This is a genomic window from Streptomyces sp. NPDC038707 (assembly GCF_040636485.1).
Taxonomy (GTDB): domain Bacteria; phylum Actinomycetota; class Actinomycetes; order Streptomycetales; family Streptomycetaceae; genus Streptomyces.
Genome location: NZ_JBEZUP010000003.1, coordinates 74,474 through 98,164, shown reverse-complemented (window position 1 = coordinate 98,164; position 23,691 = coordinate 74,474). Strand labels below are relative to the sequence as shown.

The 23,691-nt window shown below is 72.3% G+C and carries 24 protein-coding genes; 8 read left to right on the top strand and 16 right to left on the bottom strand.

Annotation, left to right across the window (positions count from 1 at the left end):
- Positions 1-99: 99 nt before the first annotated feature.
- Positions 100-1,362, top strand: coding sequence for a PTS transporter subunit EIIC (locus tag AB0E62_RS05290; RefSeq protein ID WP_362188339.1), 1,263 nt, complete (start codon positions 100-102; stop codon positions 1,360-1,362).
- A gap of 96 nt (positions 1,363-1,458) precedes the next feature.
- Here AB0E62_RS05290 and AB0E62_RS05285 read toward each other — a convergent pair whose 3' ends face one another.
- Positions 1,459-2,211, bottom strand: coding sequence for an MBL fold metallo-hydrolase (locus tag AB0E62_RS05285; RefSeq protein WP_362188336.1), 753 nt, complete (start codon positions 2,209-2,211; stop codon positions 1,459-1,461).
- Positions 2,212-2,460: 249 nt separating this feature from the next.
- Here AB0E62_RS05285 and AB0E62_RS05280 point away from each other — a divergent pair, with 249 nt between their 5' ends.
- Entirely contained in the window at positions 2,461-2,919 is a 459-nt protein-coding gene (locus AB0E62_RS05280; protein ID WP_362188333.1) for a type II toxin-antitoxin system PemK/MazF family toxin, read from the top strand.
- On the opposite strand, the gene AB0E62_RS05275 is transcribed toward AB0E62_RS05280, so the two are convergent.
- The 8 genes from AB0E62_RS05275 to clpS form a co-directional block, all read right to left on the bottom strand.
- Positions 2,916-3,380 (bottom strand): hypothetical protein, encoded by a 465-nt coding sequence (locus AB0E62_RS05275; RefSeq protein ID WP_362188330.1) that lies wholly within the window; start codon positions 3,378-3,380, stop codon positions 2,916-2,918. The two genes, AB0E62_RS05280 and AB0E62_RS05275, sit on opposite strands and share 4 nt — an antisense overlap.
- Positions 3,381-3,447: 67 nt before the next feature.
- Positions 3,448-4,398: a cysteine synthase gene (locus AB0E62_RS05270; protein WP_362188327.1), complete on the bottom strand. Its 951-nt coding sequence runs from the start codon at positions 4,396-4,398 to the stop codon at positions 3,448-3,450.
- A gap of 16 nt (positions 4,399-4,414) precedes the next feature.
- A complete protein-coding gene (locus AB0E62_RS05265) occupies positions 4,415-4,693 on the bottom strand; it encodes a MoaD/ThiS family protein (protein ID WP_362188324.1) in 279 nt (92 codons plus the stop codon).
- A gap of 96 nt (positions 4,694-4,789) precedes the next feature.
- Positions 4,790-4,885, bottom strand: coding sequence for a putative leader peptide (locus AB0E62_RS05260; protein WP_362188321.1), 96 nt, complete (start codon positions 4,883-4,885; stop codon positions 4,790-4,792).
- 79 nt (positions 4,886-4,964) lie between these two features.
- The gene (locus tag AB0E62_RS05255; RefSeq protein ID WP_362188319.1) at positions 4,965-5,387 is read right to left on the bottom strand and encodes a M67 family metallopeptidase; all 423 of its coding nucleotides are present in this window, start codon (positions 5,385-5,387) and stop codon (positions 4,965-4,967) included.
- 153 nt (positions 5,388-5,540) lie between these two features.
- Complete coding sequence (locus tag AB0E62_RS05250) at positions 5,541-6,977, bottom strand: amino acid permease (RefSeq protein ID WP_362188316.1); 1,437 nt, start codon at positions 6,975-6,977, stop codon at positions 5,541-5,543.
- Between the two features lie 326 nt (positions 6,978-7,303).
- Positions 7,304-7,909 (bottom strand): DUF2017 domain-containing protein, encoded by a 606-nt coding sequence (locus AB0E62_RS05245; protein ID WP_362188314.1) that lies wholly within the window; start codon positions 7,907-7,909, stop codon positions 7,304-7,306.
- A gap of 9 nt (positions 7,910-7,918) precedes the next feature.
- A complete protein-coding gene (clpS, locus tag AB0E62_RS05240; RefSeq protein ID WP_362188311.1) occupies positions 7,919-8,236 on the bottom strand; it encodes an ATP-dependent Clp protease adapter ClpS in 318 nt (105 codons plus the stop codon).
- 57 nt (positions 8,237-8,293) lie between these two features.
- Between clpS and AB0E62_RS05235 the strand changes: the two genes are divergently transcribed.
- Entirely contained in the window at positions 8,294-9,640 is a 1,347-nt protein-coding gene (locus AB0E62_RS05235; RefSeq protein WP_362188308.1) for a nicotinate phosphoribosyltransferase, read from the top strand.
- Between the two features lie 94 nt (positions 9,641-9,734).
- Positions 9,735-10,328 carry an isochorismatase family protein gene (locus tag AB0E62_RS05230; RefSeq protein WP_362188305.1) on the top strand — a complete coding sequence of 198 codons (594 nt, stop codon included), beginning with the start codon at positions 9,735-9,737 and terminating at the stop codon, positions 10,326-10,328.
- Between the two features lie 9 nt (positions 10,329-10,337).
- Here AB0E62_RS05230 and AB0E62_RS05225 read toward each other — a convergent pair whose 3' ends face one another.
- Complete coding sequence (locus AB0E62_RS05225; protein WP_362188303.1) at positions 10,338-10,661, bottom strand: hypothetical protein; 324 nt, start codon at positions 10,659-10,661, stop codon at positions 10,338-10,340.
- A 121-nt stretch (positions 10,662-10,782) separates the two neighbouring features.
- Positions 10,783-13,149, bottom strand: a complete 2,367-nt coding sequence (locus AB0E62_RS05220; RefSeq protein ID WP_362188300.1) for an immune inhibitor A domain-containing protein — start codon at positions 13,147-13,149, stop codon at positions 10,783-10,785.
- Between the two features lie 366 nt (positions 13,150-13,515).
- Here AB0E62_RS05220 and AB0E62_RS05215 point away from each other — a divergent pair, with 366 nt between their 5' ends.
- Positions 13,516-13,755 (top strand): hypothetical protein, encoded by a 240-nt coding sequence (locus tag AB0E62_RS05215; RefSeq protein WP_362188297.1) that lies wholly within the window; start codon positions 13,516-13,518, stop codon positions 13,753-13,755.
- Positions 13,756-13,770: 15 nt separating this feature from the next.
- Here the strand turns inward: AB0E62_RS05215 and AB0E62_RS05210 are convergent, their stop codons facing one another.
- Together AB0E62_RS05210 and AB0E62_RS05205 are read right to left on the bottom strand one after the other, a co-directional pair.
- On the bottom strand, positions 13,771-14,442 hold the full coding sequence (locus AB0E62_RS05210) for an RDD family protein (protein WP_362188294.1): 672 nt from the start codon (positions 14,440-14,442) through the stop codon (positions 13,771-13,773).
- 75 nt (positions 14,443-14,517) lie between these two features.
- Complete coding sequence (locus tag AB0E62_RS05205; RefSeq protein WP_362188291.1) at positions 14,518-16,530, bottom strand: RDD family protein; 2,013 nt, start codon at positions 16,528-16,530, stop codon at positions 14,518-14,520.
- A 233-nt stretch (positions 16,531-16,763) separates the two neighbouring features.
- Here AB0E62_RS05205 and AB0E62_RS05200 point away from each other — a divergent pair, with 233 nt between their 5' ends.
- A complete protein-coding gene (locus AB0E62_RS05200; RefSeq protein WP_362188288.1) occupies positions 16,764-17,177 on the top strand; it encodes an SsgA family sporulation/cell division regulator in 414 nt (137 codons plus the stop codon).
- 23 nt (positions 17,178-17,200) lie between these two features.
- On the opposite strand, the gene AB0E62_RS05195 is transcribed toward AB0E62_RS05200, so the two are convergent.
- Positions 17,201-18,607: an FAD-linked oxidase C-terminal domain-containing protein gene (locus tag AB0E62_RS05195; RefSeq protein ID WP_362188285.1), complete on the bottom strand. Its 1,407-nt coding sequence runs from the start codon at positions 18,605-18,607 to the stop codon at positions 17,201-17,203.
- Between the two features lie 92 nt (positions 18,608-18,699).
- Here AB0E62_RS05195 and AB0E62_RS05190 point away from each other — a divergent pair, with 92 nt between their 5' ends.
- The gene (locus AB0E62_RS05190) at positions 18,700-20,166 is read left to right on the top strand and encodes a tetratricopeptide repeat protein (RefSeq protein WP_362188282.1); all 1,467 of its coding nucleotides are present in this window, start codon (positions 18,700-18,702) and stop codon (positions 20,164-20,166) included.
- 18 nt (positions 20,167-20,184) lie between these two features.
- Here AB0E62_RS05190 and hppD read toward each other — a convergent pair whose 3' ends face one another.
- Positions 20,185-21,333: a 4-hydroxyphenylpyruvate dioxygenase gene (hppD, locus tag AB0E62_RS05185; protein WP_362188279.1), complete on the bottom strand. Its 1,149-nt coding sequence runs from the start codon at positions 21,331-21,333 to the stop codon at positions 20,185-20,187.
- A gap of 122 nt (positions 21,334-21,455) precedes the next feature.
- Between hppD and AB0E62_RS05180 the strand changes: the two genes are divergently transcribed.
- Positions 21,456-21,929, top strand: a complete 474-nt coding sequence (locus AB0E62_RS05180) for an Lrp/AsnC family transcriptional regulator (RefSeq protein ID WP_362188276.1) — start codon at positions 21,456-21,458, stop codon at positions 21,927-21,929.
- Positions 21,930-21,978: 49 nt separating this feature from the next.
- On the opposite strand, the gene AB0E62_RS05175 is transcribed toward AB0E62_RS05180, so the two are convergent.
- Entirely contained in the window at positions 21,979-22,770 is a 792-nt protein-coding gene (locus tag AB0E62_RS05175) for a S16 family serine protease (RefSeq protein ID WP_362188274.1), read from the bottom strand.
- Positions 22,771-23,691 lie beyond the last annotated feature (921 nt).

Here is a 23,691-nt window from a genome sequence, read left to right as displayed (position 1 = left end):
ATCGTGCTACAACAGGTCTACACCACAGGTGGTGTAGACCAGAGACGCTGCCGTCCCCTTCCATGGTTCCCGGGCGGCGCCCTGCCCGATGGAGGAAGTATGAGCACCGCCACCGAGTCGGCGGCCCCGGCTGCGAAGCCGGCGAAGAAGAGGGGAGCGGGCCTGTTCCAGGGCCTGCAGAAGGTCGGCCGCAGCCTGCAGCTCCCGATCGCCGTCCTGCCGGCGGCGGGCGTCATGGTCCGGCTCGGCCAGGATGACATCTTCGGCAAGGACGGCCTCGGCTGGGACAAGGTCGCGACCGTCTTCAACGCCGCCGGCGGTGCCATCACCGGCAGCCTCCCCATCCTTTTCTGCATCGGTGTGGCCATCGGCTTCGCCAAGAAGGCGGACGGCTCCACCGCGCTCGCCGCGCTGGTCGGCTTCCTCGTCTACAGCAAGGTGCTGCAGGCCTTCCCGGTGACCGAGGAGCACATCGAGCACGGCAAGATCGTCGCGGCGACGTACAACGACCCCGGGGTGCTCGGCGGCATCATCATGGGTCTGCTCGCCGCCGTCATATGGCAGCGGTTCCACCGCACCAAGCTGGTGGACTGGCTCGGCTTCTTCAACGGCCGCCGGCTGGTGCCGATCATCATGGCCTTCGTCGGCACCCTGGTCGGCGTGCTGTTCACCCTCGTCTGGGAGCCCGTCGGCGACGGCATCACGAACTTCGGCGAGTGGCTGACGGGCCTCGGTTCCGTCGGCGCGTTCCTGTTCGGTCTGGTCAACCGCGGTCTGATCCCGATCGGTATGCACCAGTTCGTGAACACCGTGGCGTGGTTCCAGATCGGCGACTTCAAGAACGCCTCCGGTGAGATCGTGCACGGCGACATCACCCGGTTCCTCGCCGGCGACTCGTCCGCGGGCCTCTTCCAGACCGGCTTCTTCCCGGTCATGATGTTCGGCCTGCCGGCCGCCGCGATCGCCATCGCGCACTGTGCCCGCCCCGAGCGCCGCAAGGCCGTGATGGGCATGATGGTCTCCCTCGCGCTGACCTCGTTCGTGACCGGTGTGACCGAGCCCATCGAGTTCACCTTCATGTTCATCGCCCCGGTCCTCTACGTGTTCCACGCGGTGCTGACGGCCGTGTCCATGGCGCTCACCTGGGCGCTGGGCGTGCACGCGGGCTTCAACTTCTCGGGCGGCGCGATCGACTACGTCCTGAACTGGAACCTGGCGACCAAGCCGTGGCTGATCATCCCGATTGGTCTGGTGTTCGCGGCCGTCTACTACGCGGTCTTCCGGTTCGCGATCGTCAAGTTCGACCTGAAGACCCCGGGCCGCGAGCCCGAGGAGGAGGTCGAGGACCTCACCAAGGCGTGAGCCAGGCGTGACGAAGGCCCCGGAGCCCACCGGCTCCGGGGCCTTCGGCGTCTCCGGGGCCTTCCGCAGGTCCGGGGTCTTCCGCGGGTCCGGGGGTCAGATCTCGTACGTCTGCCGGGGCGCGGCCAGGTCCACCGGACCGGGGAACACCTCGCGCGCGTCCCGCAGGTTGACCTGGGGATCCGTCCACGGCGGGATGTGGGTGAGGAGCAGCCGGCGGGCGCCCGCGCGGGCCGCCGTCTCGCCCGCCTCGCGACCGTTGAGGTGCAGGTCGGGGATGCTCTCCTTGCCGTGCGTGAACGCGGCCTCGCACAGGAACAGGTCGGTGTCCCGGGCCAGCTCGTCCAGCGCCTCGGTGACCCCCGTGTCGCCGGAGTACGTCAGCGACCTCCCGCCGTGCTCGACACGGATGCCGTACGCCTCCACGGGGTGGCGGACCCGCTCGGTGTGCACGGTGAACGGGCCGACCTCGAACGTGGAGGGCTTCACCGTGTGGAAGTCGAAGACCTCGCTCATGGAGGAGGCGGAGGGGGTGTCCGCGTAGGCCGTGGTCAGGCGGTGTTCGGTGCCCTCGGGGCCGTAGACCGGCAGGGGGGCGCACCGGCCGCCCTCGTGGCGGTAGTAGCGGGCCACGAAGTACGCGCACATGTCGATGCAGTGATCGGCGTGCAGATGACTGAGGAAGATCGCGTCGAGGTCGTAGAGACCGCAGTGGCGCTGCAGCTCGCCCAGGGCGCCGTTGCCCATGTCGAGGAGCAGCCGGAAGCCGTCGGCCTCGACGAGGTAGCTCGAACAGGCCGATTCCGCGGACGGGAACGACCCCGAGCAGCCGACGACGGTGAGCTTCATGAAGCAGAAACCTCCGTGGGCGCAGAAGCGGTGGGCAGGACGGGGGGCCACTCGGATGTGAGGGCCGGGTGATGGCTGTCGGGGGTCGTGCGGTCCGTCGAGCGTAAGGCGCGACGGCGCGGGTCGCTCCTCCGCCAGGGGCCGTTGTGGGCGAACTCACCTGTGCTGTCACCGGTTCGGCTGGACCCGGGGCGCACCGGGTTCCCCGGAGGGCGCGCGATGTGCGGCGCGCGCCGGTAACGTCGTCGTATGGACACGTCCTGGTGGCTGGCGCTCGCCGCGGTGGTGCTGCTCGCGCTGGTGGCCACGCTCGTCGACGGCTGGGGCCGCAGCCGCCGGCCCGCCGGACGGCGCCTGCGGCCGCCGGGCCGGGCGGGCACCCGGAGCGGGGCCGCGCCGCGGCCCTCCCCCGGGGACATCTGGTGGGCGCGCGTCCCCTTCGAGGACCGGGCGGGGCACAAGGACCGGCCCTGCCTGGTGCTGGCCGTGCGCGGCGACCGGGCCACGGTCGCGAAGATCACCAGCAGGTACCACGACGAGCGCAGCGGGGTGATCCCGCTGCCGCCCGGCGCGGTCGGCGACACCCAGGGCCGCCCCAGCTTCCTGGAGACCGACGAGCTGCGCGAGGTGCCGGTGACCGGCTTCCGCCGCCGGGTCGGCGTGGTCGACCCGGTCCTGTGGGACCAGGTCCGGCACCTGGCGGGTTAGGCCCCGACGCGGACGGTGACCGTCCACTCCTCGACGCCCTCGCAGGCGACCCGGTCCGGTGCGGTGGGCTCGGGGCACCGGGGGCGGGACGAGGTGAGCCGCACCGTGCCGGGGGCCACCGCGCGGTACGCGGCCGTGGCGTCGCCGGGCCGGAGGACGAGCCCGGCGTTCACCGCCCGCAGTCCGGTGCCGCTCGCGGTGACCGGCTTCCAGGGCCGGTCCCGGGTGCCGTCCAGGACGATCCGGAGCTCGCCGCCCTCGGCCACGCAGACGTGGCGGTCCTGCTCGGCGGCCGTCAGGTGCGCGTGAGCGGTGCAGTCGCCGGCGTTCCGGCCGGCCGACGGAGCGCCGGTGCCGGACGGGGCCGGTGTCCGGCCGCCGCTCCCGGTGTCCTGCCGGGAGCCGCAGCCGGCCAGGAGCAGCGCTGCCGCCGCGAGGGCGAGGGGCGTGGTACGGCGCATGGGGGTCCGCCTTTCCGCAGGAGTGCTGGTGCGGATGTGACGTACCACCGGCGCGCGCGGATCCCCGCTACGCCCAGAGCTGTCCCTGGAGGGTCGCGATGGCCTCCTCGGTGGTGGCCGCCGTGTAGACGCCCGTGGACAGGTACTTCCAGCCGCCGTCGGCCACGATGAAGACGATGTCGGCGCTCTCCCCCGCCTTGACGGCCTTGTTCCCGACGCCGATCGCCGCGTGCAGGGCGGCGCCGGTGGAGACGCCCGCGAAGATGCCCTCCTGCTGGAGGAGTTCACGGGTGCGGGTGACCGCGTCGGCCGAGCCGACCGAGAAGCGGGTGGTGAGGACGGAGGCGTCGTACAGCTCGGGGACGAAGCCCTCGTCGAGGTTGCGCAGGCCGTAGACCAGGTCGTCGTAGCGCGGTTCGGCGGCGACGATCCGCACGTCCGGCTTGTGCTCACGCAGGTAGCGGCCGACGCCCATCAGGGTGCCGGTGGTGCCGAGGCCCGCCACGAAGTGGGTGACGGAGGGCAGGTCGGCGAGGATCTCCGGGCCGGTGGTGGCGTAGTGGGCGCCCGCGTTGTCCGGGTTGCCGTACTGGTAGAGCATCACCCAGTCGGGGTGCTCGGCGGCCAGTTCCTTGGCGACGCGCACCGCGGTGTTGGAGCCGCCGGCGGCGGGCGAGGAGATGATCTCGGCGCCCCACATGCCGAGCAGGTCCCGGCGCTCCTGCGAGGTGTTCTCCGGCATCACGCACACCATCCGGTAGCCCTTGAGCCTGGCGGCCATGGCGAGGGAGATGCCGGTGTTGCCGGAGGTGGGTTCGAGGATCGTGCAGCCGGGGGTGAGCCGGCCGTCCTTCTCCGCCTGCTCGATCATGTGCAGGGCGGGACGGTCCTTGACCGACCCGGTGGGGTTGCGGTCCTCCAGCTTGGCCCAGATCCGCACATCGGGGGACGGCGACAGCCGCGGCAGGCGCACCAGGGGGGTGTTGCCCACCGCGGCCAGCGGGGAGTCGTAGCGCATCGCTGGTCGGAGCCGGTCAGCGCATGCCGCCGGCCACGGCCGGCAGGATCGTGACGTTGTCGCCGTCGGACAGCTTGGTCTGGATGCCGTCCAGGAAACGGACGTCCTCGTCGTTCAGGTACACGTTGACGAAGCGGCGCAGCTCGCCGCCGTCCACGATGCGGGCCTGGATGCCGGCGTGCCGGGTCTCGAGGTCGGTGAACAGCTCGGCGAGGGTGTCGCCGCTGCCCTCCACCGCCTTCTGGCCGTCGGTGTACTGGCGGAGGATGGTCGGGATGCGGACCTCGATGGCCATGGCTCAGGGCTCCTGTCGGAAGGTGTCGTCGGTTCGGTCAGGGCGCGCGGCGGCAGCGCGCCGCGGCTCAGGGCCGTACGGCGGCAGCGCGGTGGGTCAACAGAGGGCGCTGTTCAGCCTGCACAGGTCGACGTGCAGCCGCGCCACGAGCAGGGTGCCCGGCGCCTTGCCGCCCACGTCGAGAAGAACCATGGGCTCATCGTATCGATTCCCGGTCCGCCGCCCGGAGTGTGATTCCGCATGCCGGACGGATTCCGTCCGAGGCGCGAGATCAGTAGGCGGGTACGACCCTGACCTCCTCCTCGGTGACCTCGCCGTCCACGATCCGGAAGGAGCGGAACTGGAAGTCGCCGAGGCCGTCGGTGTCGGCGGTGGAGACCAGGACGTAGTGGGCGCCGGGTTCGTTGGCGTAGGAGATGTCGGTGCGCGAGGGATAGGCCTCGGTGGCGGTGTGGGAGTGGTAGACGATCACCGGCTCCTCGTCACGGTCGTCCATCTCCCGGTAGAGCTTGAGGAGATCGCCGGAGTCGAACTCGTAGAAGGTGGGCGACATCGCCGCGTTCAGCATGGGGATGAAGCGCTCGGGGCGGTCCGAGCCCGCCGGGCCCGCCACCACGCCGCACGCCTCGTCGGGGTGGTCCTTGCGCGCGTGGGCGACGATCTGGTCGTACAGGGCCTGGGTGATGGTCAGCATGGGGGTCAGGATAAGCAGAGGGCCGTCCCGTACCGAGGGGTGGTACGGAACGGCCCACATGCCGGACGTCCTGAGCGGCGGCCGACGGGGGCGCCACGAGAGCTCCCGGCGGCCGGACGTCCCTTCCGGAAGGTCCGGGGTCCGGGGTCCGGCTCAGCGCTTGTGGAAGGCCGCGGCCTCCGGGTTGCGGCGCTTGAGCACCTGGTAGGCGACGGCGAGGAGCACACCCCACACCGGCGCGCAGTACAGCGAGACCCGGGCGTCCTTGTCGATGCCCATCAGCACGATCACCATGCCGATGAAGGCGAGCGCGATCACGCTGGTCCACGGCGAGCCGGGGGCGCGGAACTCCGAGCGGGGCAGCTCGCCGCGGTCGGCCTTGGCCCGGTAGCGGAGCTGGCAGATCAGGATGACGATCCAGGCCCACATGCCGGAGATGGTCGCGAAGGACACCACGTAGTCGAACGCCTTGCCCGGCCACTGGTAGTTGATCCAGACGCCGACCAGCATCAGCGCGGCGGAGAACGTGGTGCCGATCAGCGGGGTACCGCTCGACGTCAGCTTGGTGAACGCCTTCGGACCCTGGCTGTTGAGCGCCAGGTCGCGCAGCATGCGGCCGGTGGAGTACATGCCGGAGTTGCAGGACGACAGCGCGGCGGTGAGCACGACGAAGTTGACGATGCCCGCGCCGGCCGGGAGACCCATCCGCTCGAAGGCGACCACGAAGGGGCTGTTGCCCGCGCTGAAGCTGGTCCACGGCACGACCGACAGGATCATGATCAGCGCGCCGACGTAGAAGACGGCGATGCGCCACGGCACGGTGTTGATCGCCTTGGGCAGCACGGTCTTGGGGTCCTTGGACTCGCCCGCGGTCACGCCGACCAGTTCGACGGCGAGGAAGGCGAACATCACCATCTGCAGGGTCATCAGCGTCTCGTCGATGCCGTGCGGGAAGAAGCCGCCCTGGTTCCACAGGTGGGCGACGGAGGCGGTGTCGCCGGCGTCGGAGAAGCCGATGGTGAGGATGCCGGCGCAGATCAGGATCATGCCGACGATGGCGGTGACCTTGACCATGGAGAACCAGAACTCCAGTTCACCGAACAGCTTCACGGAGATCAGGTTGGCGCCGTAGAGGACGACGGTGAACACCAGGGCCGACAGCCACTGCGGGATGTCGGTCCAGTACGTGATGTACTTCGCCGCGGCGGTGACCTCGGTGATGCCCGTGACCACCCAGAACAGCCAGTACGTCCATCCGGTCACGAAACCGGCGAACGGGCCGATGAACTCGCGTGCGTAGTCAGAGAAGGAACCTGACACCGGGCGGTACATCAGCAGTTCGCCGAGTGCCCGCATGATCAGGAAGATGACGAGGCCCGCGACGGCGTACGCCAGGATGAGGCTCGGGCCGGCCTTGGAGATGCCCTTGCCGGCGCCGAGGAACAGGCCGGTGCCGATGGCACCGCCGATGGCGATCATCTGGATCTGCCGGGCACCGAGCCCGCGCTTGTACCCCTCGCCGCCCTCGCTGCCCTCGCCCCGCGCGGCCTCATTGCCGTCGTGCTGCTGGTCGACCTGCGCTGAGGTCATGTGTGGTGCGCCTTTCTCCATAACGACCCGGACCTGTCACGGCCGCGGATCGGGTCTCGATCCCCCCGGATAAATGGAGCTGTGCCTGGCCGACGGTCGTCGGCTCGGTGGCGCACCCGGCCGAACATGGGTGGTGTTGGCCGGGCGGTCGAGAAGATTTATCACGGGCGCAATACTGATCACACCTGGGCAGCGTGAGACAGCGCACATCCAAAAGCGGACAAAGATGGTCCGAAAGTAGCAAAAACAGCTGTCATGGTGATGGGATCGTTATGCCGGTTTGAGGCTTCCCTGAGGAAACGCCGATCGGAACCAGCCAGTCCGCCTCACGGCATCAAGGTCGACACCAGGGTCTCCTGGAGCCCGCCCAGCCAGAGATAGGCCAGCACCATCGGCTTGCGCGGGTCCTCGTCCGGCAGCCGGTAGAGCAGCTCCGTGTCGTCCTCGTCGGTGATCTCCAGCCGGGCGCCGATCGCCAGCCGGAGGTCGTTCAGGGCGCTGAGCCACTGCCGGGACTCCTCGGGGGTCAGCTTCAGCACCGCCCCGCCCTCCCCCGCCGCGGCGAGCGCGTCAAGGGAGCGGATCACGCCGAGCGCGTTCTCCCGCTTGCCCGCGCGCAGGTCGTTCTCGGTGAAGCGGCGGAACTCGGCGGAGTGCGCCCGCCGCTCCTCGGCCTCGGCCGGGGAGGCCGGGGCCTGCTCCGGGTCGCTGTAGGCGTCCGGGAGGAGCCGCCTGAGGACCGGATCGGCCGGCGGCTCGCTCGGCCCCTCGGCGAACAGCTCGGCCAGCGGGTCGTCCGGGGCGTCGGCGCCCGGGCCGGGACCGATCAGCTCCAGGAGCTGGACGGCCAGCGACCGGATGATGGAGATCTCGACCTCGTCGAGCGCGACGGCCGCGCCGCCGCCGGGAATCGGTTCGAAGTGTCCGGGCATCTGCGGCGTTTACTTCCGGTCCTGCTGGAGGGTGGCCCACAGGCCGTAGCCGTGCATCGCCTGCACGTCGCGTTCCATCTCCTCGCGGCTCCCGCTGGAGACGACCGCCCGGCCCTTGTGGTGGACGTCGAGCATGAGCTTGGTGGCCTTGTCCTTGGAGTAGCCGAAGTACGTCTGGAAGACGTAGGTGACGTAGCTCATGAGGTTGACCGGGTCGTTGTGGACGATGGTGACCCAGGGGACGTCGGGCTCGGGTACGGCGGAGATCTCCTCCGCCGACTCGGTGCGTTCGATCTCTACGGGCGCGGGTGACGTCACAGTGACCATGCTGCCACGCCCTCCATAAATCGTCACACCGACGAAAAGGGAGTACGATTCCGCGACATGAACACAGCGGACCTTGGGCTGCCGGTGGACGTTCCCTCGACGGCGCTCTTCACGGACCAGTACGAGCTGACGATGCTGCGGGCCGCCCTGAAGGCCGGTACGGCCGGACGGCGGAGCGTGTTCGAGGTCTTCACGCGGAGGCTGCCGGACGGGCGCCGCTACGGCGTGCTGGCCGGGACGGGACGGGTCCTGGACGCGGTGGAGAACTTCCGCTTCGACCCGGGTGTGCTCGGCTTCCTGCGCGAGCGGCAGATCGTCGACGAGGAGACCCTGGGGTGGCTCGCCGACTACCGCTTCAGCGGTGACATATGGGGTTACCCCGAGGGCGAGGTGTACTTCCCCGGCTCGCCCGTCATGCGGGTCGAGGGCAGCTTCGCCGAGTGCGTCCTGCTGGAGACGGTGATCCTGTCCATCCTCAACCACGACTCCGCGATCGCCGCCGCCGCCTCCCGGATGGCCTCCGCCGCCGGTGACCGGCCGCTGATCGAGATGGGTGCCCGGCGCACCCACGAGCTGGCCGCGGTGGCCGCCGCCCGCGCCGCCTACGTCGGCGGCTTCGCCACCACCTCCGACCTCGCGGCCGGGTTCCGCTACGGCATCCCCACCGTGGGCACCTCCGCGCACGCCTTCACCCTGCTGCACGACCGGGAGCGGGACGCCTTCCGGGCCCAGGTGGAGACCCTCGGCCGGGGCACCACCCTGCTGGTGGACACCTACGACGTCACCGAGGCCGTCCGCACGGCGGTGGAGGTGGCCGGGCCCGAGCTGGGCGCGGTCCGCATCGACTCCGGCGACCTGCTGCTGGTGGCCCACCGGGTGCGGCAGCAGCTGGACGAGCTGGGCGCGACCGATACGAAGATCATCGTGACCTCCGACCTGGACGAGTACGCCATCGCCTCGCTGGCCGCCGCGCCCGTGGACGCCTACGGCGTCGGCACCCAGCTGGTGACCGGCTCCGGGCACCCCACCAGCTCCATGGTGTACAAGCTGGTCGCCCGCGCCGACTCCGCCGACCCGGAGGCCCCGCTGGTGCCGGTCGCGAAGAAGTCCAGCGGCGGCAAGGTGTCGGTCGGGGGCCGCAAGTGGGCGGCGCGCCGGCTGGACGCGGACGGCATCGCCGAGGCCGAGGTCGTCGGCACCGGGCCGGTACCGGCCGAGCTGGCCGGCCGGCAGCTGCTGGTGCCGCTGGTGCGCGGCGGGACGGTGGTGGCCCGGGAGCCGCTGGACGTGACCCGTCAGCGGCACATCGCGGCGCGCGCGAATCTGCCGCTGTCCGCGACCCAGCTCTCGCGCGGGGAACCCGTCCTCCCGACGGAGTACGTGCACGGGCGCCCGGGTAGCTAAAGCGCGACCGCCGTCCGCCCCTTCCCACCCCTCCCGTCCGGGCCCGGAAGTCTCTAGGCTCAGTTACTTCACTCTCAGTCGAAGGACACCCACCATGCGCCGCGCCTTGATCGTCGTAGACGTGCAGAACGACTTCTGCGAGGGGGGCAGCCTCGCGGTGGCCGGCGGGGCGGACGTGGCCGCCGCCGTCACCGAGCTGATCGGCGAGGCTGCGGGCACCGGCTACCGGCACGTGGTCGCCACCCGTGACCACCACATCGCGCCCGGCGGTCACTTCGCGGACGACCCCGACTACGTCCGCTCCTGGCCCGCGCACTGCGTCGCGGGCACGGAGGGCGTGGGCTTCCACCCGAACTTCGCGCCCGCGGTCGCCTCCGGCGCGGTGGACGCCGTGTTCGACAAGGGGGCGTACGCGGCGGCGTACAGCGGCTTCGAGGGCGCCGACGAGAACGGCGTGTCCCTGGCCGACTGGCTGCGCTCCCGGGAGGTCACGGAGGTGGACGTAGTGGGCATCGCCACGGACCACTGCGTACGGGCCACCGCCCTGGACGCCGCCCGCGAGGGCTTCCGCACCCACGTCCTGCTGGACCTCACCGCCGGGGTGTCCCCGGAGACGACCGAGCGGGCCCTGGAGGAGCTGCGGGCGGCGGGCGTGGAGCTGACCGGCAAGCCGGTGGCCGGCGGCTGAGGCGGCGCCTCAGCCCGCCACGGCGGGCCCCCGCAGCAGCGCCCGGATGGGGTGCCACAGCTCCGTCGCCATGACGCCGCCGGCCGCCGTGGGCGCCGTGCGCCAGACCAGGCCGTCGGGGTGGTGCAGCACCGCCGTGATCTCGTCCGGGGTCGGAGGCTCGGCGTTGCCCCGCAGGTACACCGCCCGCAGACCGAGGTTCCGGAGCCTGGTCAGGGCGCGTGCGCGGTTGCCGGCGTGCACCAGGACCCGCACCCCGGCGGAGCCGTACGGCAGGTTCAGCGCCACCACCACCGTGCCGTTCGGCAGCTTGCTGTAGCCTCCAGCGGCCATGCGGTCACATCCCCGTCCGGGTCGGTGTCAATAAGCGGTCCACAGGACGCACCTAAACACGATCGGCGGCAACCCGCCAGGGGGTTGCCGCCGATACGCCTATGACCTGCGGTGATACGGGTTACTTCACCGCGGGGCCGACCTTGAGGGAGATCGTGGAGCCGTCCTTGGCCTCCTTGACGATCGTGATCTTGGTGTTGGTGTCAGTGACCTTCACGCCACCGGTCGGGTTCGCCGGGTCGTAGTAGGTGCTGGTGTGGTCGTTGAAGACCGACACACCCTTCTGCGACTTGATCTTGGTGGCCACGCCCGACTGGTGCAAGGTGAGCGCGTCGGTGGTCTCCAGGCTGAACGGCGAGTCGTAGGCCTGCATGCGGTTGCGCAGCAGCGTGCCGTCGGACCACCGCAGCGCCTTCGGGTGGGCGTCCACCGGCAGGATCAGACCGGTGCCCGGGTGACCGCCGGCGGTGTCGTTGGTGTTGTTGTCCGCCTGGGAGGTGTCCCACTTCCAGATCAGCAGGCCGTTCTGGTACGGGTAGTGCTCCACCCAGTCCGGGCGGCTGGTGTTGAGGTAACCGAAGTTGTACGGACCGGTCTTCAGCGTCTTGTCGTACGACACGTACTGCCGGTTCTCGGCGATGTAGTACTGCTTGTAGTCCTTGGTGAAGGACGCGCCGATGCGGGAGAAGCCGTTCGCGCTCCAGCCGGCGTCCGCCTTCTCGGCGTCGTCCGAGAACAGCGGGGTGCCGTCGGCGGTCACGGTGATCTCGTCGGCGGCGAAGCCGTTCTCCGCGACACCGCCGTCGGTCGCGTAGCGGAAGCGCAGGTCGATCTTCTTGCCCGCGTAGGCGTCGAGCGGGAACGCCAGCTTCTTGTACGTCTGCGAGAAGCCGCTCAGCGCCGGCTTGCCGCTGGCGTCCTTCGGCAGGGCCTGTCCGTCCGCGGTGCCGTCCAGCGCGGTCCAGTTGGCGCCGCCGTCGGTGGACACCTCGGTGTAGACGTAGTCGTAGCCGTCCTCGGTGGCCCACCAGCCGTCCAGGGTGAGGCTCGCCGAGGTCCTGCCGGTCAGGTCCACGGACCGGGTCAGGGTGTTCTTCAGGTCGTTGCCGCTGCCGCTCCACCACTGGGTGGAGCCCTGGGCGGGCTGGACGATCGTGGTGCTGACCGCCTTGTCGGGCAGGTTGACCACGAGGGCCTGCTTGTCGAAGGTGTTGTACTCGGCCGGGCCCAGCTTGTGCGTGGACTGCTTGCCGGCCGTGGCGGTGTCGTAGTTCAGCCAGCCCAGCTGGAGCTTGTCCCAGGCGTTCATGTCGCCGGGCAGGTCGCCGATGGCGTCCTTGCCCCGGCCGAGCCAGGAGCCGGAGGACATCAGGGTCCAGAAGCCGGTGGAGTTGTCGCCGCCGGCGGTGTCGTACTCGTCCGGCAGGCCGAGGTCGTGGCCGTACTCGTGGGCGAAGACGCCGAGGCCGCCGTTCTCCGGCTGGATGGTGTAGTCGCCGACCCAGATGCCGGTGTCGCCGACCTGGGTGCCGCCGAGCTTGTTGTCCTGCGGGCCGGTGGCGCCGGCGTCGGTGCCGAAGGCGTACCAGCGGTGGGCCCAGATCGCGTCCTCGCCCTGGGCGCCGCCGCCGGCGGACTCGTCCTCACCGGCGTGCACGATCTGGAAGTGGTCGACGTAGCCGTCCGGCTCGTTGAAGTCGCCGTCGCCGTCGTAGTCGTAGCGGTCCCACTGGTCGTACTGGGCGAGGTCCTTCTTGATGTCGGCGTCGGTGCGGCCGGCCGCCTTCTGCTGGGCGACCCAGGCGTTCAGGCCGTCGCTGACCACGTTCCACACGCTCGGGCAGTTCTTCGAGCCACAGGCGTTGTTGCCGTAACGGGCCTCGTTGTAGGGGACCTTGACCCAGTCCGTGACCTCGCCGGAGACCGAGTAGCGGCCCGAGGACTGCTTCTCGTAGTACTTCTTCAGCGACTCGGTCTTCGCGCCGGTGCCGAAGTAGAGGTCCTGGTAGTGCTTCCGGTCGTAGTCCTGCTGCCAGGCCGTGGAGTTGTCCTTGGCGCGGTCCGGCGCGGCGATCCGGTTGTGCAGCGGACCGGGCGTGCCGCCGAACTTGGGGTCCGTCTTGTCCCCGAACTCCACCAGGATGGTGAAGATCTTGTCGGTCTTCTCGCGGCTCAGCTCGACGTACTTGCTCTTGCCCTTGCGGCTCTTGAGCTTGACGACCTTCGAGCCGTTGCGCTCCTGCGCGGTGGCCTTGCCGGATATGAGCTGGTTCAGGGCCTCTTCGCGCTGGGCGTCCTGGGTCTTGCTCAGCGGGCCGTCCAGGTCGTGCTTGTGCTGCTTCACCGGTGCCGGGTCGTGCCGGTTCGTGGCGGCGGCCCGGGTCTGGGGGCTCGCCTCGGCGACGGCGAACGTCGCGAACGAGGCGGACGCCGCCGCGAGGGTCACGCCGATGGCGGCCGCTCTGAACGTCCAGGATCTGCTGGTCACTTGAGTTCCTCCCCCGCGTCGCGCACACGGACAGGGGGTTCCGGGCATGGAGGAATCCGTGCGCGCAAGATCAACGCGTGTAGTCAAGTGACGACATTTGACTAGAGGTTTGGCAGAAAAGACAGACCTTGACTTGCGCAGGACAAGTGCACTATGCGGAGGTGGAGTCCGCTTTACGGACAGGTGGCGACGCGCCGGCCGGCCTGCCGCCCCGCCGTTCCGCCGGATCGGTGACTCCGTGCGCCCCCCGTGCACCGGCACCGTGGGTCAGGTGACGCTTACCGGGCGCTCGGCCCGGGCAGGGACGCCAGGAGAATCGAACGGCCCCCGTCTCTCCGCCCCGAGACCGCCGAGGACACGATCGCCATGCCCCGTCCGAGCGCCGCCCAGTTCGCCTACGGCTCCTGCACCGTGATCCTCTCGACGCTCGCCATGCTGCTGCTGTCCCAGACGACGTCGGGTCCCTGGATCACCGTCATCGCCTGCGCGGCCCTGGTACTGGGCCTGCTGGTCGCCTGGACGGTCCCCGCGCCCGGGGCGCGCGGAACGACGCGGCCGTGCGCCGAGCCGGCCGCGGACGAGGGGCGCGTGCCCACGACCCGGTGACCGGCTCCGCGCCGCTCAACGCGTGCTGACCACCACCGTCTTGGCCGCCTTGTCGTGCAGGCCCTGCTTGTACGGCTTGTCGAAGAAGCTCCAGCCGCCCGCGACGGCCGTCCAGACACAGGCGCAGCAGAACGCGAACGGCACCCACAGCACCAGGGCGCGGGTCAGCGCGGTCGGGACGGACGGGGTGGCGCCGTTGTCCAGGTTGGCCACCCGCAGGTCCAGCCACTTCTTGCCGAGGGTCTGCCCCGTCCTGCTGGTCAGGACGGTGTCGTAGGCGATGTAGAGCACGGCCGCGATGAGGGACTGGGCGACGGACCGGCCCACCTCGATCCGGTCGCCGTCGACGGTGTACTCGCTCACGCCGAACGGCCAGGTGAGCAGCCAGACGACGATGCCGACCAGGATCATGTCGATGATCCGCGCGAGCGTCCGCTTGCCGCTGTCCGCGAGCGGGGGCATGCCGGCCAGCGGATCGGCGGGATAGCCGCCGGCCCCGGAGCCGTACGGGCCTCCCCCGTAAGGTCCGCCGCCGTAGGGGCCGCCGGGGGGCGGAGGCTCGCCGCCGCCGTACGGGGGCGGGGTGTCGTACGGCGAGCCCGGCCCCTGGTCCGAGGGGGGCCGCTTCCTGAACGGGTCGTCCTCGGGGGGCTGCTCTCCGGAGCCGGGGGGCGGTTCGCTGCTCATGGCCCGAGTGGAACCCGGGGCCCGGGGCCGCGCATCCGGCAGACGGCCGTACGGGGTACCGGCCCGCTCCCGGCCTCAGCCGGCGACGAACGTGTGCGCCGCCTTGTCGTGCCAGCACTGCCGCCAGGGCCGGTCGAACAGACACCACAGCACGCCCACGACGCCGACGACCAGCAGGCCCGGCACGCTGAACACCAGCCAGCGGCGCAGTGCCGGGCCGAACGACGGCGGCTCGTGCGCCTCGATGTCCCGCACCTCCAGGCCGCACAGCCGCTTGCCGAGGGTGCGGCCCCAGCGGGCGGTGGGCAGCACCTCGTACAGGACGCCGGCGAGCAGCAGGACGGCGAGGACGATGCCGAGGCCGGTGCCGGTCGTGCCGTCGAGCAGCCACACGGTGACCTGGTGGCCGGACAGCCGGGCCGCGTCGATCTTCCGCTGGACGTGGTCCGCGGCCCGGAGGCCGAGCGGCACCGCCGCGGCGGCCGTCACGGCGCCCACCACGGCCAGGTCGATCAGCCGCGCCGCGAGCCGCCGGCCGAGCCCGGCGGGGCGGGCGGAGGCCTGCCGGCGCGCGGCGGCCTGGAAGAGGTCCTCCACCGGCGGCTTCCAGGGCGCCACGGACGGCTCGTCCCCGCCCCCGGCCAGCTGATGCACCTGCTGCGCCCACGACGCCTGACCGCCACCGGGCCCGGCGGCCACCGGCCCGGCGGTCACGGGAGCGGGGCCGGACTGCTGCGGCACGGGAGGTGCCACGGCGGGGGCGGGTGCCTGGGCGGCTGGCCCCGGGTGGGGGGCTTGAGGTGAGTGGGGGGCCTGGGCGGCGGACTTTCCGGCACCGAAGCCGGGGGCGGCGGCGACGGGCCCCTGGGCGCCGAAGCCGGCGGGGGCGGCATCGGGGCCGGGCTGGTCGGAGGGCACCGGGCGCATGGTCATCGTGCCGTCGTCGGTGCGGGCCGCCGCCGGGCCGGGCACCGGGCGCCGGAAGACGAAGGTACCGGGGTCGGGAACCTCGCCGACCTCGGCCGCGGCGCCGTCGGGGCGTGCGGCGCCGTTACCACCGGAACCGGCCGGAGAGTCCGCCGGCACCCGCGGATCGGCGGCCCGGGCACCACTGCGCCCGGCATCCCCCACGTCCCCGCCGAACCCGGCCGACCGGTCCCGCTGCCCGGGGAGGCCGGGGGCGGGGGGCTGAGCGGGGGCGCCCGGCTGGGCGGGCCGGCCGGCCTGGCCGGGTACCCCGGGCTGAGCCGAGGCGGCGGGCAGACCGGGTCCGCCTGACTGACCGGGAACTCCGGGCTGAGCGGGGGCGCCGGGCAGGCTCGGGCCTCCGGACCGGCCGGGTACGCCGGACTGGCCGGGTACGCCGGGCAGGCCGGGTACGCCGGGCAGGCCGGAAACTCCGGGCTGAGCCGAGGCGGCGGGCAGACCGGGGCCGCCCGGCTGACCGGGGGCACCAGGCCCACCGGTCCCTCCCGGCTGACCGGGGGCGCCGAACTGACCGGGCCGTGCGGGCGAGTCAGGCTGACCTGACTGTGCGGCCGAGCCCGGCTGACCCGGCTGACCGGGCTGGGACGGCGGGACCGGCTGGTTCCACTGGGCGGCCCGGCCCGTCTGCGCGGGCGGAGCGGCCTGGGCCCCCGGAGCACTCCGCGCGGCCGGACCGCCCTCGCCCCCCGCGGCAGCGTCCGACTGGGCCCACTGGCCCGCCTGACCACTGAGGCCCGCCTGGTCCACGGCCGCCCACTGCCCGGCCGCACCTCCGGGGCCGGACCGGGCCCACTGATCGGGCTGGCCGGCCTGGGCCTGTTCCGCGGGGTCGCCGGCCGGGCCGGGGCCCGGGTGCCGGGGGGACGGGGAGGCGGGCGGGTCCTCGTCGAAGAAGTGGGGGCCGGTCTCCTCCACGGCGGGGGCGGCCGGCCGGATGCCGGGGGGCGGGATGAGCGGCTCGCCGTCCTTCGGCGCCGGGCGGCTGGTGCCGGGCACCCAGGAGGCGCCGTTCCAGTACCGGACGTAGCCGGGGATGGACGGGTCCGGGTAGTAGCCCTCGCGGGGCCTGTCGTCGCCGGGTGCCGGGGTTGGGGCGCTCATGTCCGTCGTCCCGTATCTGCTCGGGGGTGTGATGGGGGCCTCCACATCTATCAGACCGGGGCAGCCCGCAGCGCCAGTCCCGCGGGACCCACCCCTTTCCGGGCAACGCCGCACCCGCTTGACGGGGCCCGCGAAAAAAATGTTCCCGGACCCGCGTAATGGTCCGGCCCCCGCCCGCTCTCCCCCGGTACGGGCCCGATCCGAGCGGCCCCGACCGGAAGGGAGACACCGTCATGCGGCACACCGTGGTGGAGCGGGAGCTGGAGCTGCGACTCGTCCTGTCGCCGGAGGACAGCGTCCCGGTCCCGGCCCGGCTCACGTACCGTTCCGACGACCCCTACGCCGTCCACATCGCCTTCCACATCGACTCCGGGCACCCGGTGCACTGGACGTTCGCCCGCGAGCTGCTCGTGGAGGGGGTGTTCCGGCCGTGCGGCCACGGGGACGTGCGGGTGTGGCCGGGGAAGTCGGACGGGCGCGCCGTCGTCCTGATGGCGCTGAGCGCACCGGACGGCGACGCGCTGCTCCAGGCGCCGGTCGGGCAGGTCTCGGCCTGGCTGGAGCGGACGCTGCGGGCGGTGCCGCCGGGCACGGAGGGCGGTCAGCCGGGCCTCGACGACGCCCTCGACCAGCTCCTCGCCCGGTGAGCCGGACGCCAGGGCACGGCCTGTCAGAACAGCTTGCCCGGATTGAGCAGGCCCAGCGGGTCGAAGGCCCGCTTCACGGCCCGCTGCATCTCCACCCCGACCGGCCCCAGCTCCCGGGCCAGCCACTCCTTCTTCAGCACGCCGACCCCGTGCTCCCCGGTGATGGTGCCGCCCAGTTCCAGGCCGAGGGCCATGATCTCGTCGAAGGACTCGCGGGCCCGGCGGGACTCGTCGGGGTCGCGGGCGTCGAAGCAGACGGTGGGGTGGGTGTTGCCGTCGCCCGCGTGCGCGCACACGCCGATCGTCAGGCCGTACCTCGCGGCGATCCGCTCGACGCCCTCCAGCATCTCGCCGAGCCGGGAGCGGGGCACGCACACGTCGTCGATCATCGTCGTGCCCTTGACCGCCTCCAGCGCGGTCAGCGAGAGCCGCCGGGCCTGGAGCAGCAGTTCGGACTCGGCCTCGTCGTCGGCGGGGACGACCTGGGTGGCGCCGGCGGCCTCGCACAGCGCGGCGACGGCGGCGAGGTCGGCGGCCGGGTCCGCGGTGTCGAAGGCGGCCAGCAGCAGCGCCTCGGTGGTCTCGGGCAGCCCCATGTGCGCGAGGTCGTTGACCGCCTTCACCGTCGTACGGTCCATCAGTTCGAGGAGGGAGGGGACGTGACCGCCGGCCATGATGCGGCACACCGCGTCGCAGGCGGCGGTGGCCGAGGCGAACTCGGCGGCCAGCACCAGCTGCCTGGGCGGCTTCGGCTTCAGCGCCAGCACGGCCCGGACGACGACACCGAGGGAGCCCTCGGAGCCGACGAAGAGACGGGTGAGGTCGTAGCCCGCGACGCCCTTGGCGGTGCGCCGGCCGGTGGACATCAGCCGGCCGTCGGCGAGGACGACGTCCAGGCCGAGGACGTACTCGGCGGTGACGCCGTACTTGACGCAGCACAGGCCGCCGGACGCGGTGCCGATGTTGCCGCCGATGGTGCACATCTCCCAGCTGGAGGGGTCCGGCGGGTAGCACAGGCCGTGTTCCTCGACCGCGCGGGACAGGGTCGCGTTGATCACGCCCGGTTCCACCACGGCGATCCGGTCGACGGGGCTGATCTCCAGGATGCGGTCCATCTTGGTCAGGGACAGCGCGATACAGCCGTCGACGGCGTTGGCGCCCCCGGACAGTCCGCTGCGGGCGCCCTGCGGGACGACCGGGACGCGCAGCTCGGTGGCGGTGCGCATGACGTGCTGGACCTGCTCGACGGTGCGCGGCAGGACGACGACGGCGGGCCGGCCGGCCGGGCAGAAGCTCGCCATGTCGTGGGCGTAGGAGGCGGTGATGTCGGGGTCGGTCAGGACGGCCTCGGGCGGCAGGCCGGCCAGGAGCCGGTCGGTGAGGTTACCGGTGTGTTCGTCGCGGGGCGCTTCGATACGGCTCATGATCACAGCGTGACACTCGCGGCCATCGGTGTGAACCCCGCCCGCGCCGCCCTTGGGCCACCCGGATGTGCTCGTCGTATTGACGCACAGTGAGCGCCATGGACAACCGGCAGAGCGTGGGTACGTCCCTGATCTCCGAGCCGCCGGCGGCGCGCCGGCGGCGGGTGGTGCGGCGGCTGCTGCTGGCCGCGCTGGCGGGCAGTCTGGCGACGGGCACGGCGCTGGTCCTGCTGCCCGCGGGGCAGGGGCCGCACCGGCCGCCCCGGCCGCCCGCCGCCGGCCCGCAGTCCCGGCCGCGGGAGCAGGCGCTGACGGCGGTGACCTACGGCGTGCCGGCCGCGCTGCCCGGGCTGACCGCGCTGATCGGGCGCCAGGAGCGGCTGGTGCGTGAGCGGCCGAAGGACGCCCTGGCCTGGGCGGTGCTGGGGTCGGCGTACGCGGAGCGGGGCCGCCGGGCGGGCGACGCCGCCGACTATCCGCGCGCCGAGCGGGCGCTCCAGGCCTCGCTGGCGGTACGGGGCACGCGGAACACCGAGGCGCTGGACGGGCTGGCCGCGCTGGCGCTGGCGCGCCGTGACTTCCCGGCGGCGAAACGATACGCCGAGCAGGCGCACCAGACGGCGCCGAAGCGCTGGTCGGGGTATCCCGCGCTGATCGACGCCTATACCGGGCTCGGCGACCACGAGAAGGCCCGGGCCGCCCTGGACAAGCTGCTGGCGCTGCGCACCGACGCGGCGGCGCGGCCGGCCGTCATGGCGCGGGCGGCGGCGGTGTACCGGGACCGGGGCTGGCGCGAGGACGCGGTGGCGCAGCTGACCGACGCGGCGGCCGCCGCCCGTACCCCGGCGGAGCAGGCCGCCTGGCTGGCCGGGGTGGGGCAGCTGGCCTGGGAGCGCGGGGACCTGCCGGAGGCGCTGCGCCACTTCGAGGCGGCGCTGCGGCTCGACCCGGACCAGCGGGCGGCACCGGCGGGGCGGGCGCGGACACTGGCCGCGCTGGGCCGTGCCTCGGAGGCGCTGGCAGCGTACCGGGCCGCCGTCGCGACCCGGCCGCGCCCGGAGGACCTGCTGGAACTCGGCGAGCTGCAGGAGTCGCTGGGGCAGCAGGACGCCGCCGAGGAGAGCTACGCGCGGATGCGGGAGGCGGTGGCGCGGTCGGTGGCGGGCGGGGTGGACGAGGAGCTGCTGATCGGCCGGTTCGAGGCGGACCACGGGGACCCTTGGGAGGCCGTGGAGCGGCTGGAGGAGGAGTGGCGGCGGCAGCCGGGCATCGAGGTGGCCGACGCGCTGGGCTGGGCGCTGCACCGCACCGGCGACGACCGGGAGGCGCTGACGTACGCGTCCGTCGCGACGGACAAGGCGAAGGGCGGCGGGGTGCGCAGCGCGCTGTACGCGTACCACGTGGGCGTGATCGAGGCGGAGCTGGACCGGACCGGCCCCGCGCGGCGGCACCTCCAGGAGGCGCTCAGGATCAACCCGTACTTCTCGCCGCTGCGGGCGCCGCTGGCCCAGGAGGCGCTGCGGGAGCTGGGCGACGTACCCGACGAGCCGCCGCCCAGCGAGTAGGACCCGCGGTCGGGGCCGCTACAGGTTGCCCCGCTTGGCCTGCTCGCGCTCGATCGCCTCGAACAGGGCCTTGAAGTTGCCCTTGCCGAAGCCCATCGAGCCGTGCCGCTCGATGAGTTCGAAGAACACCGTCGGCCGGTCCTGGACCGGCTTGGTGAAGATCTGGAGCAGATAGCCGTCCTCGTCGCGGTCGACGAGGATCTTCAGCTCGCGCAGGGTGTCGACCGGCACGCGGGTCTCGCCGGCCCACTCGCCGAGGGTGTCGTAGTAGGAGTCCGGGGTGTCCAGGAACTCGACGCCGGCCGCGCGCATGGTGCGGACGGTCTGCACGATGTCGTTGGTGTTGAGCGCGATGTGCTGGACGCCGGCGCCGCCGTAGAACTCCAGGTACTCGTCGATCTGCGACTTCTTCTTGGCGATGGCGGGCTCGTTGATCGGGAACTTGACCTTGAGGGTGCCGTCCGCGACCACCTTCGACATCAGCGCGCTGTACTCGGTGGCGATGTCGTCGCCCACGAACTCCTTCATGTTCGTGAAGCCCAGCACCTTGTTGTAGAAGGCCACCCACTCGTTCATCCTGCCGAGTTCGACGTTGCCCACGCAGTGGTCGATGGCCTGGAAGGTGCGCGCGGCGGGCGGCTCGACGAGCGGCTCGGCCGCCGTGTAACCGGGCAGGTAGGGGCCGTCGTAGCCGGAGCGGTCGACCAGGGTGTGGCGGGTCTCGCCGTAGGTGGCGATCGCGGCGAGGACGACCGTGCCGTGCTCGTCCTTCACCTCGTACGGCTCGGTGACGCCCCGGGCGCCGTTCTCGACGGCGTACGCGTAGGCGGCGCGGGCGTCCGGGACCTCGATGGCCAGGTCGATGACGCCGTCGCCGTGCTCGGCCACGTGCCGGGCCAGGAAGTGGCCCCAGTCGCCGGCCGGCTTGATCACCGAGGTGAAGACGAACCGGGCGGAGCCGTTCTCCAGCACGTAACTGGCGGTCTCGCGGCTGCCGTTCTCCGGTCCGGAGTAGGCGACCAGCCGCATGCCGAAGGCGGTGGAGTAGTAGTGCGCGGCCTGCTTGGCGTTGCCCACGGCGAAGACGACCGCGTCCATTCCCTTGACCGGGAAGGGGTCCTCCTGCCGTACGGTCGTGCCGGGAGTGTGGTGTGTGGTCTGCGTCATACCCGAAGGGTGGCTCCGCTCTGCAAGGTGCGCAATAGTTCGCGGATCCACTGGGCAATGTGTTCAGTGGTACGGCCGCTCCTACGGCCTTTCTGTACAGGATGACCATCTCAGGGGGTCCCGTGACGATCGATCATCTGGACGGGCGGATCATCGTGCTGCTGGCCGAGGAACCGCGCATCGGTGTGCTGGAGATGTCCCGGCGGCTGGGGGTGGCGCGGGGCACCGTGCAGGCGCGGCTGGACCGGCTCCGCTCGAACGGGGTCATCCGCGGCTTCGGCCCGCAGGTGGACCCGGCGGCCCTCGGCTATCCGGTCACCGCGTTCGCCACCCTGCAGATCCGGCAGGGCCAGGGCACCGACGTCCGCGCCCACCTGGCGACCGTGCCGGAGGTGCTGGAACTGCTGACGACCACCGGCAGCGGGGACATGCTGTGCCGGCTGGTGGCCCGCTCGAACGCCGATCTGCAACGGGTGATCGACCGGGTGGTGGGCTTCGACGGCATCGTGCGCGCCTCCACGACGATCGTGATGGAGACACCGGTACCCCTACGGGTGATCCCCCTGGTGGAACAGGCGGCGCGGGAGGGGGGATAGGCCGGGGCGGATCCGGCCCCCGGGAACCGCCGGGGGCTCGGCAGCGAACTCAGCAGCTCGGGACCGGGCCCTTCCCCTTCTCCAGGGCCACCAGGGCGTCGACGGCACCCTTCAGCGTGGTCACCGGCACCAGGCGCAGCCCCTTGGGCAGCTCGGCCCCGGCCTCGGCGCACTCCGCCTTCGGCACCAGGAAGACGGTGGCCCCGTCGCGGCGCGCGGCCTGCGTCTTCAGGGCCACCCCGCCGACCGCGCCGACCTTGCCGTCGGCGTCGATCGTGCCCGTCCCGGCGATGGTGCGCCCGCCCGTGAGGTCGCCGCCGCTGCCGTCGCCGTCCAGTTTGTCGATGATCCCGAGGCTGAACAGCAGGCCCGCGCTGGGGCCGCCCACGTCGGCGAGGCGCAGCGTGACCCTGACCTTGTCCGCGCTGAGCCCGAGGTGGTTCAGCGCCGCCCGGGTGGCCGAGTCCTGGGACTCCCGCATCTGCGCCAGGTTGTGCTTCTCGATCTCCTTGACGGTGTCGCCCTCGGGGTAGACCGAGTCGCGCGGCATGACGGCCCGGTCGGTGCGGAACCAGCTGCCGACCAGGTCGCCGAGGGAGATCCGGGCGTCCGGGCCGGTCGCCACGATCGTGGTCATCCGCAGCTGCCCGCTGGTCCTGCGCACCGGCGTGCCGGAGACGGTGATCACCGGGGTGCCCTGGTTCTCACCGAGCACGTTCGCCGTCGAGCCGGGCTGCGCCACGGAGAACGGCAGCGGCGCGAACACCGCCGTGGCCAGCAGCGCCACGACGGGCAGCGCGCAGACGGCGAGGGCCTGGAGGCGTGTGAGACGTGAGAGCACGCCCTCAATCTAACGTGCGGGGTGTCGAGACCCCGTGCCGTGTCGGGACGGGCGACCTTGCCGCACCTGACGGACGGGCGACCGTGCCGCACCTGCCCCTCCGCGACCGTCGCCGTGGCCACGCGTCGGGCGTCCCGGCCCGCGCCCGGGGATCGCGGTCGGCGCAGCACTTCCGCGACCTCACGGACGCGGGCCGCGCCCGGGCATCGAGGGCCCTGCCGTGTCGTGGCCCGGAGCCACTGCGCTGCCCCGGGGCCTATGCGGCGGCCGCAGATTCCCGGGGACGGCACAGCACTTCCGCGACCTCACGGGCGCGGGCCGCGAGCCCGTGCCGCGGCCGCAGGCTTCCGGCGGGCGGCGCAGGCCCCGGTGGTCGACACCGCGCTTCCGCGACCTCACGGGCACGGGCCGCGCCCGGGCATCGAGGGCCCTTGCCGTGTCGTGACCCGGAGCCACTGCGCTGCCCCGGGGCCTATGCGGCGGCCGCAGATTCCCGGGGACGGCACAGCACTTCCGCGACCTCACGGGCGCGGGCCGCGAGCCCGTGCCGCGGCCGCAGGCTTCCGGCGGTCAGCGCAGGCCCCGGTGGTCGACACCGCGCTTCCGCGACCTCACGGACGCGGGCCGCGCCCGGGCATCGAGGGCCCTTGCCGTGTCGTGACCCGGAGCCACTGCGCTGCCCCGGGGCCTATGCGGCGGCCGCAGATTCCCGGGGACGGCACAGCACTTCCGCGACCTCACGGGCGCGGGCCGCGAGCCCGTGCCGCGGCCGCAGGCTTCCGGCGGTCAGCGCAGGCCCCGGTGGTCGACACCGCGCTTCCGCGATCTCACGGGCACGGGCCGCGCCCGGGCATCGAGGTTCCTTGCCGTGTCGTGGCCCGGGAGCCACTGCGCTGACCCCGGAGCCCGTGCTGCGGCCGC

Coding starts and splice junctions, on each gene's coding strand:
- AB0E62_RS05290 (WP_362188339.1), top strand. CDS start 100: ATGAGCACCGCCACCGAGTCGGCGGCCCCGGCTGCGAAGCCGGCGAAG.
- AB0E62_RS05285 (WP_362188336.1), bottom strand. CDS start 2,211: ATGAAGCTCACCGTCGTCGGCTGCTCGGGGTCGTTCCCGTCCGCGGAA.
- AB0E62_RS05280 (WP_362188333.1), top strand. CDS start 2,461: ATGGACACGTCCTGGTGGCTGGCGCTCGCCGCGGTGGTGCTGCTCGCG.
- AB0E62_RS05275 (WP_362188330.1), bottom strand. CDS start 3,380: ATGCGCCGTACCACGCCCCTCGCCCTCGCGGCGGCAGCGCTGCTCCTG.
- AB0E62_RS05270 (WP_362188327.1), bottom strand. CDS start 4,398: ATGCGCTACGACTCCCCGCTGGCCGCGGTGGGCAACACCCCCCTGGTG.
- AB0E62_RS05265 (WP_362188324.1), bottom strand. CDS start 4,693: ATGGCCATCGAGGTCCGCATCCCGACCATCCTCCGCCAGTACACCGAC.
- AB0E62_RS05260 (WP_362188321.1), bottom strand. CDS start 4,885: ATGGTTCTTCTCGACGTGGGCGGCAAGGCGCCGGGCACCCTGCTCGTG.
- AB0E62_RS05255 (WP_362188319.1), bottom strand. CDS start 5,387: ATGCTGACCATCACCCAGGCCCTGTACGACCAGATCGTCGCCCACGCG.
- AB0E62_RS05250 (WP_362188316.1), bottom strand. CDS start 6,977: ATGACCTCAGCGCAGGTCGACCAGCAGCACGACGGCAATGAGGCCGCG.
- AB0E62_RS05245 (WP_362188314.1), bottom strand. CDS start 7,909: ATGCCCGGACACTTCGAACCGATTCCCGGCGGCGGCGCGGCCGTCGCG.
- clpS (WP_362188311.1), bottom strand. CDS start 8,236: ATGGTCACTGTGACGTCACCCGCGCCCGTAGAGATCGAACGCACCGAG.
- AB0E62_RS05235 (WP_362188308.1), top strand. CDS start 8,294: ATGAACACAGCGGACCTTGGGCTGCCGGTGGACGTTCCCTCGACGGCG.
- AB0E62_RS05230 (WP_362188305.1), top strand. CDS start 9,735: ATGCGCCGCGCCTTGATCGTCGTAGACGTGCAGAACGACTTCTGCGAG.
- AB0E62_RS05225 (WP_362188303.1), bottom strand. CDS start 10,661: ATGGCCGCTGGAGGCTACAGCAAGCTGCCGAACGGCACGGTGGTGGTG.
- AB0E62_RS05215 (WP_362188297.1), top strand. CDS start 13,516: ATGCCCCGTCCGAGCGCCGCCCAGTTCGCCTACGGCTCCTGCACCGTG.
- AB0E62_RS05210 (WP_362188294.1), bottom strand. CDS start 14,442: ATGAGCAGCGAACCGCCCCCCGGCTCCGGAGAGCAGCCCCCCGAGGAC.
- AB0E62_RS05205 (WP_362188291.1), bottom strand. CDS start 16,530: ATGAGCGCCCCAACCCCGGCACCCGGCGACGACAGGCCCCGCGAGGGC.
- AB0E62_RS05200 (WP_362188288.1), top strand. CDS start 16,764: ATGCGGCACACCGTGGTGGAGCGGGAGCTGGAGCTGCGACTCGTCCTG.
- AB0E62_RS05190 (WP_362188282.1), top strand. CDS start 18,700: ATGGACAACCGGCAGAGCGTGGGTACGTCCCTGATCTCCGAGCCGCCG.
- hppD (WP_362188279.1), bottom strand. CDS start 21,333: ATGACGCAGACCACACACCACACTCCCGGCACGACCGTACGGCAGGAG.